Origin of the sequence: Nocardia sp. NPDC004604, from assembly GCF_040609795.1 — a bacterium.
Taxonomy (GTDB): domain Bacteria; phylum Actinomycetota; class Actinomycetes; order Mycobacteriales; family Mycobacteriaceae; genus Nocardia.
On record NZ_JBEXLC010000004.1, the window covers coordinates 95,740 to 111,940 of the forward strand.

General features: G+C 64.1%; 11 protein-coding genes. 9 read left to right on the forward strand and 2 right to left on the reverse strand.

The window, feature by feature from the left end; genetic code table 11:
• Window positions 1-4 precede the first annotated feature (4 nt).
• From ABZW16_RS03625 to ABZW16_RS03660, 8 genes are all read left to right on the forward strand, one after another.
• The gene (locus ABZW16_RS03625; RefSeq protein WP_354951750.1) at window positions 5-1,243 is read left to right on the forward strand and encodes a hypothetical protein; all 1,239 of its coding nucleotides are present in this window, start codon (window positions 5-7) and stop codon (window positions 1,241-1,243) included.
• A gap of 8 nt (window positions 1,244-1,251) precedes the next feature.
• A complete protein-coding gene (locus ABZW16_RS03630) occupies window positions 1,252-2,454 on the forward strand; it encodes a hypothetical protein (RefSeq protein WP_354951752.1) in 1,203 nt (400 codons plus the stop codon).
• Between the two features lie 107 nt (window positions 2,455-2,561).
• Window positions 2,562-3,755 (forward strand): hypothetical protein, encoded by a 1,194-nt coding sequence (locus ABZW16_RS03635; RefSeq protein WP_354951754.1) that lies wholly within the window; start codon window positions 2,562-2,564, stop codon window positions 3,753-3,755.
• A gap of 8 nt (window positions 3,756-3,763) precedes the next feature.
• Window positions 3,764-4,957 carry a hypothetical protein gene (locus tag ABZW16_RS03640; RefSeq protein ID WP_354951756.1) on the forward strand — a complete coding sequence of 398 codons (1,194 nt, stop codon included), beginning with the start codon at window positions 3,764-3,766 and terminating at the stop codon, window positions 4,955-4,957.
• A 7-nt stretch (window positions 4,958-4,964) separates the two neighbouring features.
• Entirely contained in the window at window positions 4,965-6,176 is a 1,212-nt protein-coding gene (locus tag ABZW16_RS03645; RefSeq protein WP_354951758.1) for a hypothetical protein, read from the forward strand.
• Between the two features lie 98 nt (window positions 6,177-6,274).
• Window positions 6,275-7,876, forward strand: coding sequence for a serine/threonine-protein kinase (locus tag ABZW16_RS03650; protein WP_354951760.1), 1,602 nt, complete (start codon window positions 6,275-6,277; stop codon window positions 7,874-7,876).
• 373 nt (window positions 7,877-8,249) lie between these two features.
• Window positions 8,250-8,585, forward strand: a complete 336-nt coding sequence (locus ABZW16_RS03655) for a WXG100 family type VII secretion target (RefSeq protein ID WP_354951762.1) — start codon at window positions 8,250-8,252, stop codon at window positions 8,583-8,585.
• 33 nt (window positions 8,586-8,618) lie between these two features.
• Entirely contained in the window at window positions 8,619-8,912 is a 294-nt protein-coding gene (locus ABZW16_RS03660) for a WXG100 family type VII secretion target (RefSeq protein ID WP_354951764.1), read from the forward strand.
• A 112-nt stretch (window positions 8,913-9,024) separates the two neighbouring features.
• Here the strand turns inward: ABZW16_RS03660 and ABZW16_RS03665 are convergent, their stop codons facing one another.
• Entirely contained in the window at window positions 9,025-10,458 is a 1,434-nt protein-coding gene (locus ABZW16_RS03665) for a type VII secretion-associated protein (RefSeq protein ID WP_354951766.1), read from the reverse strand.
• A 20-nt stretch (window positions 10,459-10,478) separates the two neighbouring features.
• Window positions 10,479-14,519: a type VII secretion protein EccCa gene (gene eccCa / locus ABZW16_RS03670; RefSeq protein ID WP_354951768.1), complete on the reverse strand. Its 4,041-nt coding sequence runs from the start codon at window positions 14,517-14,519 to the stop codon at window positions 10,479-10,481.
• A gap of 174 nt (window positions 14,520-14,693) precedes the next feature.
• Between eccCa and eccD the strand changes: the two genes are divergently transcribed.
• Window positions 14,694-16,160 carry a type VII secretion integral membrane protein EccD gene (gene eccD / locus ABZW16_RS03675; RefSeq protein ID WP_354951770.1) on the forward strand — a complete coding sequence of 489 codons (1,467 nt, stop codon included), beginning with the start codon at window positions 14,694-14,696 and terminating at the stop codon, window positions 16,158-16,160.
• Window positions 16,161-16,201 lie beyond the last annotated feature (41 nt).

Sequence of the window (16,201 nt, forward strand, 5' to 3'; positions counted from 1 at the left end):
GGATGTGAGATTCGCCGCGATATCGAAACTTCGAACAGCGGCGATCGCCGCGACGGTGGCGATGCTCGTCGTCGGCGTTGTCGCGAGCTGCGCCACCGAGGTTCCCGGTCACGCCGGACCCGGCATGACCGCGGTGGATCCGAAGAGACTCGATATCGGGCCCTATCCGTCCGCACCGCGGGACTACATTACCGATGGTTTCGAGAAGGCGGATGTCTTCCGCATCGAATCCCGGCGCATGCTGGGCTATTTGGTGCTGCCCTATGACGTCGACAGCGATATCGGCCACCTCGTCGATACCCGGCTGGTGGAGGCGACGTCCTCGATCTTCGACGACGGTTTCGTCGGTGTACTGCCCGGTCAGTACCTGCCGGTCGTCGAGCGCAACAACTTCATCGCCGGGGTGTACACGCAGCGGTCCAACGACAGCCTGCGCAGCATCAAGAATCTGGCCATTGCGCTACTTCGCTTCCCGTCCGACGCCGCGGCACGCACCGCGGCCAGCGAATTCGACCGGGCGACCGATGAATTCAAACCGGGGCGGCACCCGGTAGCGATCGACGGCTATCCGGATATCCGGGCCTCCTCGGACAACGATAAGAAGGGCTACATCTTCCTCGCACATGGTCCGTTCGTGCTGCTCAGCATGATCACCATGCCGGAATCGGATCCGAAAGCCCTTGGGACACAATTCAAGAAAATGCTGGACCTGCAGATTCCCGAGCTGGACAGAATGGTCCCGACACCGGTGGACGATATCCTCGACCTGCCGCTGAACCCCGACGGGATCATGCGGCGCACACTGCCGCCGACCAAGGAGACACGGGAGTACTCGCGGGACAACTACGTCGGCATCTATGACGGCATCGGGCAATTGCACTTCGAGCGCAACGGCCCCGATCTGAAGCGGGCGCTGCAGGAAGCCGGTACCGATCTCGTCGCACAGAACCAGTCGACCCTTTACCGCACCCGTGACCTCGCGGCATCATTTCGGCTCCAGAACGCCTTGGCGCACTTGGGCACCGATGACGAAGCGATCGGCAGCCCACCGGGTCTGCCCGACGCGCGCTGCTTGAAGCTGGACGAATCGGAGCCGATCTTCAACAGCAAATATCTGTGCATCCTCGTGTACGACCGCTACGTCGCGGTGCTCGGTTCCCGGGGACAGGGTCTCGGGCAATTCGACCCGGCGCTGTACCAGGCGACCGCCGCACACTATTCGATCCTGGCCAAGACCCAGTGAGCGCACCGATGAACCACCGATTTCGAAACGGCGTGCTCTGCTTCGCCATTGCCACCGCTCTGGCAATGACCGCGGCCTGCGGCGGGTCCGCCGACCCCGCCCCCGCGGTGGATGTGTCGAAGCTGGCGCCCGGAAACTATCCGACGACGCCGCGCGATATCGACAAGCAGCGAACGGCGGAAACCGGTGCGGTACAGGAGTCCATCCGGCTGGCCGAATTCGTGCCACTGATGATGGATCTGGATAGTCGCCTGGTCTACAACGAGCGACCGTTCTACCTGCATCCGTTCACCCCGCAGAATCCGCCGCGAAATGGCTGGCTGGGTGGATCCGTCGACAACTTCGACGCTGCGGCCCCCGGTCTTGTCGCGGGCTGGACCGCTTCGGGGCACCGCAGGAAAGACAATTCGCTCGGGCTGAACATCGATCTCACCCTGCTACGGTTCTCGAACAACGCGCAGGCGAACGCCGCCATGAACGTGTTCTCCGATGAGAAGAACGGCACATACCCCCGCAAAGGGCCGCTCTCGATTCCCGCCTATCCGAACGCCAAATCCGCACTGAGCGAATTCGATGCCGTGCAAACCTGGATCGCGCACGACGACTACCTGCTCTACACCTACGTCGGCAATTATCTCGCAACCCCAAAGGATCCGGCCCCGCTGATCGACTTCACCGAGAAGCTGCTCGACAAACAATTCGATCTGCTGAAGGGCTACACCCCGACACCGTCGGACAAGGTCGCACAGGAACCCGCCGATATCGATGGCTTGGTCGCCCGAACGCTGCCGAACCAGCCCGCCGCGGGTTACGCCGACATCACCGGCGCCTACACCCCCCACGCCGCCCTGCATCTCGAGGAACGCCCCGATATCAGCAAGCGTGCATTCGACGACGCCAAGGTCGACCTGATCGCCCACAGCGACTCGTCGATCTACCGCACCGCCGGCCCCGCCGCCGCAAGCAGACTCACCGCAAGCTTCCTCGACCAACTCACCGGCCTCTTCGAACCCACCGACAGCCCACCCGGCCTCCCCACCGCAAAATGCTCGAAAAAGCTCGACAACGACGCGACCAAATCCCGCAACCTCGTCGAATTCATCTGCTACCTAACGTATGACCGCTACGTAGCCGCCATCACCGCCGATCAGCGCCAAGACCTCGACCAAAAGCTCGCGGCACAGTACGAACTGCTGGCGTTCGGCAGGTAACCGCCAATGCCCTGGCCCCGCCCCGAATCCAGCCCCCGGTGCTGGCGGCTTGCGTCGAGTAGGATCCCGCGGGAAGTATGCGAGCGGGGAGAGGGAACGGGGGAGGTATGAGGTTCAGAGGCGGATTCGTCGCGCTGCTGGCCGTGGTGAGTGCGGGGTGCGCCGGGAGTGTGACGGGGCATCCGGGGCCGGGGCTGACGCCGGTGGACCTGGCGGCGTTGAAGACGGGGGTGTACACCCCCGAGCCCACGGCATACGACCCGGGCATCAGCACCATTCCCGCAATGCGCCTGATCGAAGCGCGTCGGATGCTCAACTACCTGGTCCATCCATACGAAATCGATAGCGAAATCTACGACACCGGGAATCAACGGCTCATGTCCGACGCCGATTCCATGGTCGGCGACAATTACGTGCCCGAGAGATATCGTCCCGTCGCGAAGGACAACAATCTCCTTGCCGGAGTATATGTTTCGGGCACCAACAACAATCTCCGCAGTCGCAAGAAGCTGATCATCGCGGTGCTGCGCTTTCCGACCGACACAGCGGGCCGAGCCGCGGCCGACCAGTTCGATCAACTCACCAACAGCGATGGGGACCGCCATCCGGTGACCATCCCTGGGCATCCGGATGCCAAAGCCTCTTCCACTGACGACAAGACCATCACCTCGTTCATGGCGCACGGCCCGTACGTCATCCTGGTGAATACCGCCCTGCCCCAACCGAACCAGGCCGCTATCGCGGAAAATATCGGAAAGGTCATCGACCTACAGATCGCCCGATTGGATCAGCAGCAGCCGATACCGATGGACGACCTGCTCGACCTGCCGACCGATCCGGACAGCATCATGCGACGAGCCCTGCCCGAGGCTCCGGACCACACCGACCCGTTCATCGGCAAGGACGACTTCGGCTATTTCCAACCGGCCGGAGAACTGCACTACGAACGCAATCCGATCGAAATGCAGAAGGCGTTCGACGAGAGCGGCGTCGATCTGGTCGGCCGCCGGGGCGCGGTCATCTACCGTGCGCGCGATCTGCGCGGGGCCTTCCACCTGCAATCCGTGCTGGCCAAGACCGGTAAGAACGACGAGGTCATGGCGTCGCCGTCGGGCCTGTCCGACATCCGGTGCGTCAAGCTGGATAAACGGGACGGCACCCGAAGTTTCGACCAGTACTGCGTTGTGGTCTACGGGCGGTACGCGGCAGTCGTCGTCGGGAGCACGTTCACCGGGGCGGTGGATCCGGTGCTGTACCAGCGTGCCGCCGCTCAGTACGCGATTCTGGCGAAGAGTGAGTGAGTCCGACCATGCGCTTGCGACACAGTCTGTACGCCATTTTCGCTGTCGCCATCGCGGCGACCACCGCCTGCGGCGACAGCCAGGGCACGACCACGCCGACCATCGACATCGCCAAACTGGATTCCGGCAATTATCCGACAACACCACGCGATATGGAAACAACGCGCAATGCCGACTCCGGGGGCTATCTGGAGTCGGTACGGCTCGGAAACTCCGTACCGCTACCTTTCGATATAGACGGGAAATTCGCTTTCCAACGCCTGGCGAACATCGATGGGCGGACCACCCTGACATCCCCGGCGACCATCTCGTCGATCGATAGCAAGGAATTCCCCGATCTCGCCCAAGGACTCGTCGCCGGATGGGAGACGACGGGTGAGCGCCGGAGCCCCTTCTGGCTCGGCCGCTCGGTGATCATGGACACGCTCCGGTTCACCGACAAGGGCAAGGCCGAAACCGCGGCTCATCGCCTTGCGGACCGCCAGGCCGAGGTACTGCCCGGCGAAACCGTAACGATCCCTGGGCATCCGACTGCTCGTGCGAAATGGTCACCCAGCAAACGAACTCTCGACTCATTTCTCGTGCACGACGCCGTGCTTGTCTACGTCTATATCGATGATCCGGTCAGCGAACCGGTCGACACCGCGCCACTGATCGCTTTCACCCAGGCGGCCTTCACCGAACAGATCGAAATGCTGAAGGACTACTCGCCGACGCCGATCGATCGACTCACCTCCCTCCCAATGGATGTCGACGGACTACTCGGCCGGACCCTACCGCTCGAAGAGCGGCAGAAGAGCGTATCCGGCAACGATCGCACCGTGCTGATGCCCGGACATGTCGCGCTGCATTCGGAGAATTTCCCAGCGCTGGCCAAGGCCGCCTACGACGATGCGGGCGTCGATCTGGTCGCATACGCCGGTGAGAAGGTCTATCGCACACGGGATTCGAGCAGCACCGTCCGCCTGATTGCCGCCATGATCGATCAGAAGGCCGAGGGATATCGTCCGGTCGACGCACCCCCGAATATGCCCGACGTCAAGTGTTTCGACGTCAAGGATAAGAAGAGCTCTTCGCTTACGTATCCGCCCGTGTGCTATCTCGCATACGACAGATACGTTGCGCGGGTCCAGGGAACCAATATGCAGGAGGCGTACCAAAAGGCCGCCGCGCAATACAAGTTACTTGCTTACGGGCGTTAGGGGAGGCATGAAGCTCGCGACGAAGCCGACGGCCGTTCGATGGATGGCGGCGCTGTGCGGGGCCGCAGCGCTGACGACCGCGTTGTCAGGGTGTGGCGCCCAGGTGACCGGCCAGCCGGTCCGCGTACAACCCGACGTATCGAAGCTCGATGTCGGCAACTACCAGACCAAGCCACGCCAAGTGGGTAATGCCAAGAGCGATAAGCAAGCTCGGACGCGCGAGGCGCAACGGCTGGCCGATTACGTTGCGCTGCCTTACGAAGCCGATCCTTCCTATGTCGAAGATGCGTGGAGTACCGCGCCGCATACCCTGCTCAACCGCAAGACTCTCGGCCGTCTCGTCATCAACGACACCTTCGATGAAGTCGCCAAAGACCTGGTGGCGGGCTGGGTGAATGCATGGCAGACCGGCGGCGCGCCCGAAGACAAACGGCGGACTCTGAACATCGCGGTACTGATGTTCCCGGACGCGCAGACCGCATCCACCGTCGGACCGACCCTGGAGCACGACGACTTCACCTATAACCACGACAACCAGCCGGTGTCGATCGCCGAGCCGGATACCTACGCGCATTGGCGGCCGGATATCTCCTCCGTCGGCTCGTGGACCGTGCACGACCGGTATGTCATCTACATCAAAGTCGTGGACGATACCTCCGCACCAAATCTGCCCGCGTTGACATCGCAGGTCGAGAAGATGCTCGATGTGCAGCTTCCATTGCTCGACAAATTTCAGCCGACTCCGGCGGGCGAGCTCTCGCATATTCCGCTCGATCCACAGGGTTTGCTCGGTCGCACCATCCCCAGCAATCCGGAGCGGCCGATTCGTGCGGAGCCCGATGGTTTCTTCAGTGGTCGCGGCACGGTGTCGCTGATGAATGCCAGCCCGGAGACGCTGCCGGAGTTGGAGCAGCACGGCGTCGATCTGGTGTCCTTCGGGGATGCCGTCGTCTTCCGGACCAAGACACTCCAGGATGCGGTGGGGCTGTGGACGAAATGGCAGCCGCTGAAGTCCGACCAGAAATTGTCGGCCGCCCCCGCCGGGCTCGGTGACCATGTCCAATGCTTCGCGGATGGAGTGACCGATCAGAATCCGAAGGGGACGATGAATCTGTGCCTGTTCCAGGTCGATCGGTACGTCGTGCAGGCCTTCGGCAAGCAGCTGCAGGATCTGCACCAGAAGATCTCTGCGCAGTATGCCCTGCTGCAGAGTCGCTGAGGACGGTGCGGATGCGACTCGAATACCCACCGACGACTTGCTAGATTTCTGGCGGAGGCTCGCGTATCCGGGCATTCGACATCATTGAGGAGGACCGAATGGCGTTGCGGCCCGGCGCAATCATTGGGGGCTACCGGGTACTTCAGGTTCTCGGCAGCGGCGGCATGGGCACGGTGTATCTCGCCCAGAACCCGATCCTGCCCCGCCGCGACGCACTGAAAGTTCTCAGCGCCGATCTGTCCACCGATGACGAGTTCCGCGCCCGGTTCGAGCGCGAAGCGAATCTGGCTGCCGGACTGGACCACCCGAATATCGTCGCCGTCTACAACCGCGGCGAGGAGAACGGTCAGCTCTGGATCGCCATGCAGTACATCGACGGAGTCGATGCCGCGGACGAGGCCAAGAAGGGCCCCTCGGTAATGACGCCGCAGCGCGCACTGCGCATCGTGTCCGAGGTCGGCAAGGGACTCGACTACGCGCACCGGCGCGGGCTGCTGCACCGCGACGTGAAGCCGGCCAATTTCTTGCTCTCCGCCGCTGAGGAAGGAGACGAGGAGCGGGTACTGCTCACCGACTTCGGTGTGGCCAAGTCCGCCGAGGACGGTCAAGATCTCACGGCGACAGGCAATTTCATGGCCACCGTCGCCTACGCCCCACCCGAGCAGCTGGTCGGAACCAGCCTGGATCACCGCGCCGATATCTACAGCCTCGGCTGCGCGTTCTTCAAACTGCTGACCGGTCAGAATCCGTATCCGTCGACCATGCCCGCCGTGGTCATGATGGGGCATCTGCACGAGCCGCCGCCGAAGCTGAGCGCGGTCCGGCCCGGTCTGCCGCCCGCACTGGACGCCGTGATCGAAAAGGTCATGGCCAAGGACCCGGAGCAGCGCTACGGGACCTGCCGCGAGTTCACCCAAGCGGCAGAGGCGGCGCTCTACGGCACGCAGTTCCGCGCGCCGGAGGCCGGGTACGCGACCGATGCCCGCATGTCCGTCGCGGGCTATTCGAATCCATCCATGCCGATGCCGGTCGTCGGGGATCCATATCGTTCCGGCGCCGGATACAACACCCGAACCCACACTTCCACTACCGGATTCATGCCGCGGGAGAATACGGATCAGAGCCTGATCGCGACCAAGCGGAATCACACCGAACGATCGCGCGCCCGTCGCCTCCTGGTACCCGGTGCACTCGCCGTGGTGGTGGTCGCCGCCATCGCGGCCGGAACCTTCCTACTGACCAAGGGCGGATCGGATCCCGGCGGTGGCGGCGACAAGGTGGCCGAAGCCCGCAACGCCAATCCGCAATTCGCGGGGAAGACGGTCACCGCGTTCAATTTTGGTAACTCCACCCTCTCGGTGGTGCTCAATCCCAGCGAGCAATCCAAGTTCCTGCAGAATGTCGGCTTTGTCTACAGCCCCAAATACAAGGCCGTCGGCGATGAGAAGTCACCGCGTGCGCTGTCGGCCTCCAGTTATTCGACCGACGTCGATTCCGAGGTCGTGATCGTGCTGCGGACCGACAGTCAAGCCGGAAACGGTGGCCTGCGCGGATTGCCGGGCGGCATTCTGTCCAGCAACGCGAAAATCGTTGTGGTCGATGATCCGTCGACCGTGCAGGCCTTTCAGGTGTGGACCGGGCAATCCCAGGACACGTTGGTAGACAAGATGGTTCCGACAATCGCCAAGGTCGTCAAGTAGCGCATCGGGCGTGCCTCATGGCTCCTGTCGAACTGGGATCCGTCTTATAGACGCGACACTGCGCTGTTCGGTAGGGTGTTCGCAGCCAGCCCACTCGCCAGTTCAGGTGGCCGCGAAGGGGGAAGGAGGGGATCGGTGTGCTGGTGGCGACCGAAACGACAACATTGCGGTCCGAGACATCCGGGGGGATCTCTGAGGCCCTCCGACCGTGATGTGGCCGGTCGACAACGCTACAGCGCCCGTGCGACGCGGTGGACCTACCAGATTCTTTCGAACTGGATGGAACCGAACGGGCCCAGGACGCGTCCAACCATATGAAGAGGTCAACTAGCACTTGGGACGTTGACCAGAACCAGAACCAGGAGCAGAAGCGATGACTTCACCAGGGAATTTCGCTGCGGATACCGAGGGTATCAATGCGAAGGCGAAGGAGTTCCAGGAGCAGCACAACAGCCTGATGCTCGCCATCAGGCAGTTGAAGACCGATGAAGACAACGTGACGAACGGCGCCAACTGGCAGGGTGCGGCCCGCGACGCGTTCAACGCCTTCATGGAGCGCTACTACTTCCAGGCCGACAAGATGAACGACCAGCTGATGGAGACCTCCGAGAAGCTGCTCAAGATGAGCAACTCGTTCTCCGATCAGACCGATGATTTCGCCTCCAAGGTGCAGGCGCAGGTTTCCAGCCTCGACCTGCCTGCGGTCTAAATTCCAGAACTACGCAGCATAGGAGCTTGAATAATGAGCAGCGGCAAGCCCATCTCCGCTAATTTCGACGGCGTTGCGGACGGCGCCCGGCAGATCATCAACCGTGCCGAGAACATCCGGAACGAGCTCGAGGCGTTCGAGAAGAAGGTCAAGGCCTTCTTCGACACCCAGGGCGGTGCGGCCAAGGACGCCTTCGACCAGTACCAGACGACCTGGAACCAGCACGTCGTTCAGCTGAACACGACGCTGCAGGGCGCCGCCCAGCTCGTCGACAAGGGCAATTCCGAGCTTCAGGGCACGGACACCGCCCTCGCTGGCCTCTTCTGAGATACGCCCTCAGATCATTCGTGCCCCCGGCGAACTGCCGGGGGCACGAATGTTTGTGTGGGACACCGGAACAGGTATGGATACGGCACGATGTCCCGCCGAGAGAAGAGAATTACGGCGTCGTCTGGATGGATGCCGCGAACTGCTCGCAGGTCTGGGCGAGCGACTGCCAGTCGCCGATGTACTGGCACCCCGTGCTGACCTGAAGTCCGTGCTCCACCAACACATGCCAGTTCACCGTTGAGCCGTCGCCGGGCTGTTCGGTGTAGGCCAGGCCGGATTTGCCGCCGAATACGACGTCGCGCTTCAGCTCGCTGACCGAGCCGCTCGGGCGCTGCTTCATCTGGGCGTCGAGATTCGCCGCGACCTGCTCGTATCCGGTGCCCGCGGCGACTGAAGTCTGGATCACGGTGATGCGCATCCGAGTTCCGTCCGAGGGGACGAGATCGACCCGAGGCTTGCTCGGGTCAGGTGCCTGCGCGAATCGCCACCCGGCCGGTAGCTGGAAGCCCACGCGCCCAACGGTTTCCGATGCCGGCTTCGGCGTGGTCGTCGGCGCTGGCCGCACACCGGTCGACTGCGACGTCGGACCCGCAGGCACAGATGTGCTCGGTCCAGACGCGGTGGGTTTGTCTTCCGAGCCACCGAATGCGAACACGGCACCGATGGCGGCCGCGGCAACCACCGCGACCGCGGCAACGGCAACCAGCACATACATTTTGGTATTGCGACCGGAGGGCTGCATGGCCGCGGCCCGCTGCCGCAGCGGCTGCATCCATTCCGTCGTCGGCAATGGCGTGATCCCGGGTTGGTATTCCGGCTCCGGTCGCGATCCGCGCACCAGATCAGCTCCCCCGATCGTGCGCAGTTCCACGCTCGGTCCGCAGAACTGCTGCGCCACCGACCTGATGAGGTCAAGTTTCGTCGGATCCGAAACACCTACCGCCTGAACCATCTCGGCGGGCCGACCGCCGAGCAGACGATCGAAGAGTGCGGACAGCTCGTCGAACCCACTGCTCTCCGGTGCAATATCGGATATCGCGAGATTCGGTTCATGTTCACATGATTCGATGTGAATGCCTTGGTGGCTCCGTACAACGGCGGTGGCGGTGGTCGAGAGCGGCCCGAACTCCAACACGACCGTGCGCCTGCTGCGCGCGGCACCCGCATCGGCGACCACGGCACGTATTGCCATGTCCTCGAACAGGATATCGGTGGCGAAGCGACGCAGGGCATCGTCGATGACCGCGCGTCGTCGCAAGCCCCATTCGGTCGGGCACACGACGGTGACCTGTTCGCACGGAATCGGAACACCGAGGTTCCGCAGCACCGTGCCGACCACCGCGGTCATCGCTTCGACAATGGCCGGAATACGCGGCAGCAGGGCTATCCGGTCCGCGCCGACGTACTGGACCGCGGAACTCACCTGTGTCGGCGGTGTAAGAGGCTCTCCGACAACGAGATCCCCATTGCTACCGAGCACGACCGACGGCGGCGCATCCCAATGTGTGGCCGGGCCGCGCGCCCAGACGCGGGTGTCCGTCACCACCAGATCGACACTTGGCATCATTCCGCCGGAGGCATCCACGCCAGCTGAATCAGGCCCTCGCTATTGCGCGTGACGTAGGTACCGCGCCCAGGCGGTTTGATACCCGGGCGGGTGTTACCGAACAACACGCCCTCGTCCTTATTGCAGCTCATGACCAGAGCGGCCGAACCGAGATCCTTCATACGCGCGACCGTCGCTTCGTACAGTGCGCGACTCGCACCACCGGAGCGTCGCGCGATGATCACATGGAAACCGAGATCTCGGGCGTGCGGAAGGTGCTCCAACAGCGCCGATACCGGGTTACCGCTGGAGGAGGCGACCAGATCGTAGTCGTCGACGATGACGTACAGCTCCGGACCACGCCACCAGGAGCGCTCGCGCAACTGCTGCGGCGTGACATCGGCACCCGGCGTTCGCTGGGCCACATAGGCGGCGAGATCGGCCATGTTCTGGGTGAATTGCGGTGCGGTGGAACCGTATCCGGCGAGATATCCCTCTGGTACCAGTCCCAGCATGGTGCGCCGATAGTCACCCAGGATGAAGCGTGCCTGGTCGGGTGTGTTCGAGGCGGCAATGCCCTCGATGATCGAGCGCAGCAGGGTCGTCTTACCGCTCTCGGTATCACCGATGACGATGAAGTGCGGGCTCTCGTTGAAGTCGAGGTATACCGGTGCCAGCTCGGATTCGTTGATGCCGAGCGGAATTCGCGTGCACTTGGCTTCCGGGTCGACCTGCGAAGGCCAGTTGCCAGCCAGCTGCAGCAGTTGTTCGCGCGGCAACATTTCGGGCAGCATCCTGGCCGCCGGAGCCGGACGTCCCGGGGTGAGCCGAGCGATGGTCGACACCGCGTCCGCGACGGCCTGGCCGAGATTCTCTTGGGCGGCACTGCCATCGATGCGCGGCAGACCTGTCAACATGTGCAGGCACTCCGGCGTCATACCGCGACCGGGGCGGCCCTGCGGGACCAGTGATGCGAACTTACGGCCCAGGTCGGAGTCCATCGGGTCGCCGAGGCGCAGTTCGATGCGGGTGCCGATCTGGTCTTTGAGGGCGGGGCGGGCTTCGGCCCAGCGGGCCAGGGCGATGACGACGTGCACGCCGTAGGACAGGCCCTGGACCGCGAGGTTCATGATGGGCTGTTCGAGGGGGTCGAAGTCCTGGCGGATGGAGCCGAAGCCGTCGATCACCAGGAAGACGTCGCCGAACGGATCCTCGTGTGCGCCAGTGGCGCCGGGGCTGCTGGTTGGGTCCATGGCGCGCAGGCGGCGGAATTCGGTCATCGATTCGATGCCGAGCTGGCGGAAGCGGGCCTCGCGCTGGCGGACGATAGTGGTCATTTCGGCGATGGTGCGACGGACCTTGTCCTCGTCCAAGCGGCTGGCCACCGAACCCACGTGCGGCAGCCCTTCCAGGCTGGCCAGGGTGCCACCACCGAAATCGAGGCAGTAGAACTGCACCTGTTCGGCGGTGTGGGTGAGGGAAAGCGCCATGATCATGGTGCGCAGGGCGGTCGACTTACCCGACTGCGGACCGCCGACGACGGCGACATTGCCTCGTGAACCCGACAGGTCGACGACGAAGGGGTCGCGGCGCTGGTCGTAGGGGCGGTCGACGATGCCCATGGGGGCGCGCAGGGTAGCGACGGCGGAGTATTCGCCGGTGAGCACGCTGCGCGGGATGAGCTGGTCGAGGGTGGGCGCCTCATCCAGGGGCGGGAGCCAGATCTCGTGGGCCGGGCGGCCGTGGCCGCGGATGCGGGAGGCCAGCATATTGAGGTTGGAGATCTGTTCGCCGTCTTCGGACTGCGGTTCCGGATCGTGCGTCGGCTCGGACGGCAGCGGGACGCGGTCGATGGCACGGAAGTCGACATGGGTGGCGGTGAAAGGGCGTGCCTTGATGTCGATTTCGCCGCCCGCGACACCGGCCTGGGTGACCTCGCGCTGGGAGCCGCCGCCGACGTAGGGGCCGGAGACGTAGGCGGCCTGGAAGCGCTGGATCTCGCCGGAGTCGGATTTGAGATAGCCGCCGCCGGGGACGCCGGGCAGGTTGTAGGCGTCGGGGACGCCGAGGACCTGGCGGGATTCATTGGCAGAGAAGGTCTTCAGACCGATGCGATAGGAGAGGTGGCTCTCCAGGCCCTTCAGCTTGCCCTCTTCGAGGCGCTGCGAGGCGAGCAGCAGATGCACGTGCAGCGAGCGACCGAGGCGGCCGATCATGACGAACAGTTCGGCGAAATCCGGATGCTGGGTGAGCAATTCGGAGAATTCATCGAGCACCACGAACAGTGCGGGCAGCGGGTCGAGGTCGGCACCGGCGGCGCGGGCCTTCTCGTATTCGGAGACATTGGCGAAGTTGCCCGCCTGGCGCAGCACCTCCTGGCGGCGGTTCATTTCACCGGCCAGCGCGTCACGCATACGGTCGACGAGGTCGGCTTCCTCTTCGAGGTTGGTAATGACGGCCGCGACGTGCGGCACACCATCCAGACCGAGGAAGGTCGCACCACCCTTGAAGTCGACGAGCACCAGGTTCAACTGGTCCGGTGAGTGCGTGGCCAAGAGACTGAGCACCAGGGTGCGGAGGAATTCCGACTTACCGGAACCGGTTGCGCCGATGCACAATCCGTGCGGGCCCATACCGCTCTCGGCGGCTTCCTTGATATCGAGTTCGATGGGCGCACCGTCCGCGCCGACACCGAAGGGCACGCGCAGCCGCTCACGGCCGTAGCGCGGGCGCCAGGCGTGTTCGGGATTGAACGTACCGATATCGCCGAGCTTCATCAGCTGGGTCCAGGTCGAGATCACTTCGGCGTCATCGTGTTCGACATCGCTGCTGCGCTGGGTCGCGGCGCGATACGGGGCGAGGCGGCGCGCGACCTGCTGGGCCTGTTGCGGGCTGATCCGGTCGATGAGCGCGAACCGCTCCTGATTGCCGGTGGCGCCGCGACCGACGCATTCACCATTCTCGACGACCATCTTGATGCCGCGGGAAACCGCCAAACGCGGTGCGTAACCGCACAAGTCGATAATGGTGACGCCCTCATAGCCGGATTCCCGAAGTTGGTCTTCTTCGGCCTCCAGCAGGCCGCCATCGACGACAATGACGATATGCACCAGGTTGGCATTGGCGGGCTGGTTGCGGGAGTAGCGAACACGGTTGGCCAGCAACGGATGCAGGCCGGCGGTGGCCTCGCGGATCGAGCCGTAGAACATGCGCTGGGTGCCGATGCCGTCCTGCGCGTCCGGATGCTGGGTGTGCGGCAGCCACTTGGTCCACGCCCATTCGCGGGCGGTGTCCGGGCCGCAGACGATGGCGATGAGCACCTGGTCCGGCGCCTGGAACATGCACAGCTGCAACAGCATTGCGCGGGTCATATCGCGGGCCTCGGCACGGTCACCGTCGAGTGCGATGGTCGCGAAGCCCTTGACCGCGATCGCGGTCGGCAGATCCGGAACCGTGGAGTGCGCGCGCACGAAGCGGCGCAGCGAAACCGCCGCGATCGGCTCCAATTCCTCGACCGGACCGGTCTCCGGCGCGACCAGACGGGTGGCCAGGCGCTGTCCGCCGATGCCGATCCGGGCGTGGCAGAAGTCCTTGTCCCCGGCCCGACGTTCCCACATGCGGGAAGTCCCCGCCAGCATCCAGATCAGGGCCGGTTCCGGGTGACTCCACTCGACCGAGGCGCGCTGCTGGGCGGCGGTCTGGTCGACATCCTTGCGGACCTGGTCGAGATAGCGCAGATAGTCCTTGCGGTCCTCGTTCGCCTCGGCTGCCTTCTGTCCCTTGCCGCCGCCCTGACCGGCGAACATGCCGACCATGGAGACGACCATCATCATCGGGAACATCATGCTCATCGGATTCGATGCGATGCTGCCGCCCTGAGTGAACAGCAGCGCCATCATGCCGACCATGCCGACGACCATGACGACCGGCATCAGCTTCGAAACCAGGCTGCCCGGTGTCACCCTTGGGATTTCGGGCGGCGGCTGCAGCGTGACCTCGCCACCGGGCGAGCGCGGCATCTCGCGACGCGCACGCCGCTGGAACCGGACGGTACTCATCGAACGAGATCCCCCTCTTCGCAAGCTGCACTTTTTCGGCCTCAGTGTAGAGGCCACCGCTGACATGTCGTACAGTTCGACCAGCATTCTGCTGCCCGAACGGTGGGTTCGCAAGCTCGGCCCCCTCGCTCACGGGACGCGGAAATACGAGGTAGAGACCGAGTTGGGGGAAGCTTGACGCACGCGCGACTTGACCACATCGACGAAGAATCCTCGCGCGGCATCGTCCGTGCACCCGACCTCGCGCGGGTCACGATTCTCGCGAAGCACACCCAGGTGGATATGGCGATTCCGGTCGATGTGCCGGTCGCGCTGGTGATTCCGAGTGTCGTCGATATGGTCGCTCAACACAGCCGCACCAATGACTTCGACAATGAGGGCGAGCGCTTCGAGCCCGCGGAATGGGTGCTCGCCCGAATCGGCCATCCTCCGTTCTCCAATTCGCTGAGTCTGGGCGAGCACGGTGTGCGCGACGGCGAATTGCTGATGCTGGAAAGCGCTTCGCACATCGCGCCGACGCCGCTGTTCGACGACATCATGTACAACGTCGCGATCGCCGATGCCGATCACTATCGCAGCTGGACACCGAAGGTCGCGCGGATCACCGGTTCGGTGCTCGCCGCGCTCACCATGATCGTGGGCTGCCTCGGTCTGCTGCTGTCCAAGGATGCGCTGCCGGGCTGGGTGAGCGGTTCGCTCGCGCTAGCCGTGGCGATTCTGCTCGTGGTCGCGGGCATGGTGCTCAGCAGAATGTACGGCGACACCTCGACCGCGCTGGTGCTCGGCGGCTGTGCGCTGCCCGCCGCGTTCACCGCCGGAATGCTCTATGTGCCAGACGATTACGGCTGGGCGCATCTGCTACTCGGCTCGGTATTGGTCGGTGCCACCGCGATTCTCGCGTGGCGGGTCACCGGCGTCGGGCTCGCGCTGTTCATCGGCGCTGCCACGCTCGCGGTGTACGCCGTACCGTCCGGGCTGGTCGGGGTGCTGACCGACCAGCCGGAGAAGGCCATCGGCGCGGCCGTCGCCGCGCTCGGCCTCGCGGGTCTTTCACTCGCACCGCGGGTTTCGATGCTGCTGGCAAGCCTGCCGCTGCCGCCGGTGCCGTCCCCGGGCACCCCGATCGATCCGACCGAAGACGATCCGGACGATCACCGCGCGCTGCCGACCATGGATGTGCTGCGGACGAAATCGGAGCGGGCCCGGATGTACCTGGCCGGACTGGTCGCGGCTACCACGCTGCTCTCGGTGGCGGGTGCGCTGGCAGCCACCGATCCCGGTGCGGACGATCCGTATTGGCCCGGTATCGCACTTGCGCTGGTGACCGCGGTGGTGCTGATGTTCCGCAGTCGCACCTACGCGGGCGCGGAGCAGGCCGTGGTGCTGATCGCGGGCGGCGCATCGATCGTGCTGATCATGATGGTCGGCGTGGCCATCGGTATGGAGCAGCCGCTGGCCGTCTTCGGGGCGGCGATGGTCGTGCTGATCGCCGCGCTGATTCTCGGCATCATCATTCCGAACCAGTCCGCGACACCGCCGATGCGCCGTGGCGTGGAACTGCTGGAGTACGCGTTCGTGGCCGCCGTGCTGCCGCTGGTTTTCTGGGTGGCCTCGCTCTACTCACTCGTTCGCGGGCTGTGAACCGGCATTTGCGCGTCGCGGCTGCGGTCGCGGCGTTGGGC

Coding starts and splice junctions, on each gene's coding strand:
- ABZW16_RS03630 (WP_354951752.1), top strand. CDS start 1,252: ATGAACCACCGATTTCGAAACGGCGTGCTCTGCTTCGCCATTGCCACC.
- ABZW16_RS03635 (WP_354951754.1), top strand. CDS start 2,562: ATGAGGTTCAGAGGCGGATTCGTCGCGCTGCTGGCCGTGGTGAGTGCG.
- ABZW16_RS03640 (WP_354951756.1), top strand. CDS start 3,764: ATGCGCTTGCGACACAGTCTGTACGCCATTTTCGCTGTCGCCATCGCG.
- ABZW16_RS03645 (WP_354951758.1), top strand. CDS start 4,965: ATGAAGCTCGCGACGAAGCCGACGGCCGTTCGATGGATGGCGGCGCTG.
- ABZW16_RS03650 (WP_354951760.1), top strand. CDS start 6,275: ATGGCGTTGCGGCCCGGCGCAATCATTGGGGGCTACCGGGTACTTCAG.
- ABZW16_RS03655 (WP_354951762.1), top strand. CDS start 8,250: ATGACTTCACCAGGGAATTTCGCTGCGGATACCGAGGGTATCAATGCG.
- ABZW16_RS03660 (WP_354951764.1), top strand. CDS start 8,619: ATGAGCAGCGGCAAGCCCATCTCCGCTAATTTCGACGGCGTTGCGGAC.
- eccCa (WP_354951768.1), bottom strand. CDS start 14,519: ATGAGTACCGTCCGGTTCCAGCGGCGTGCGCGTCGCGAGATGCCGCGC.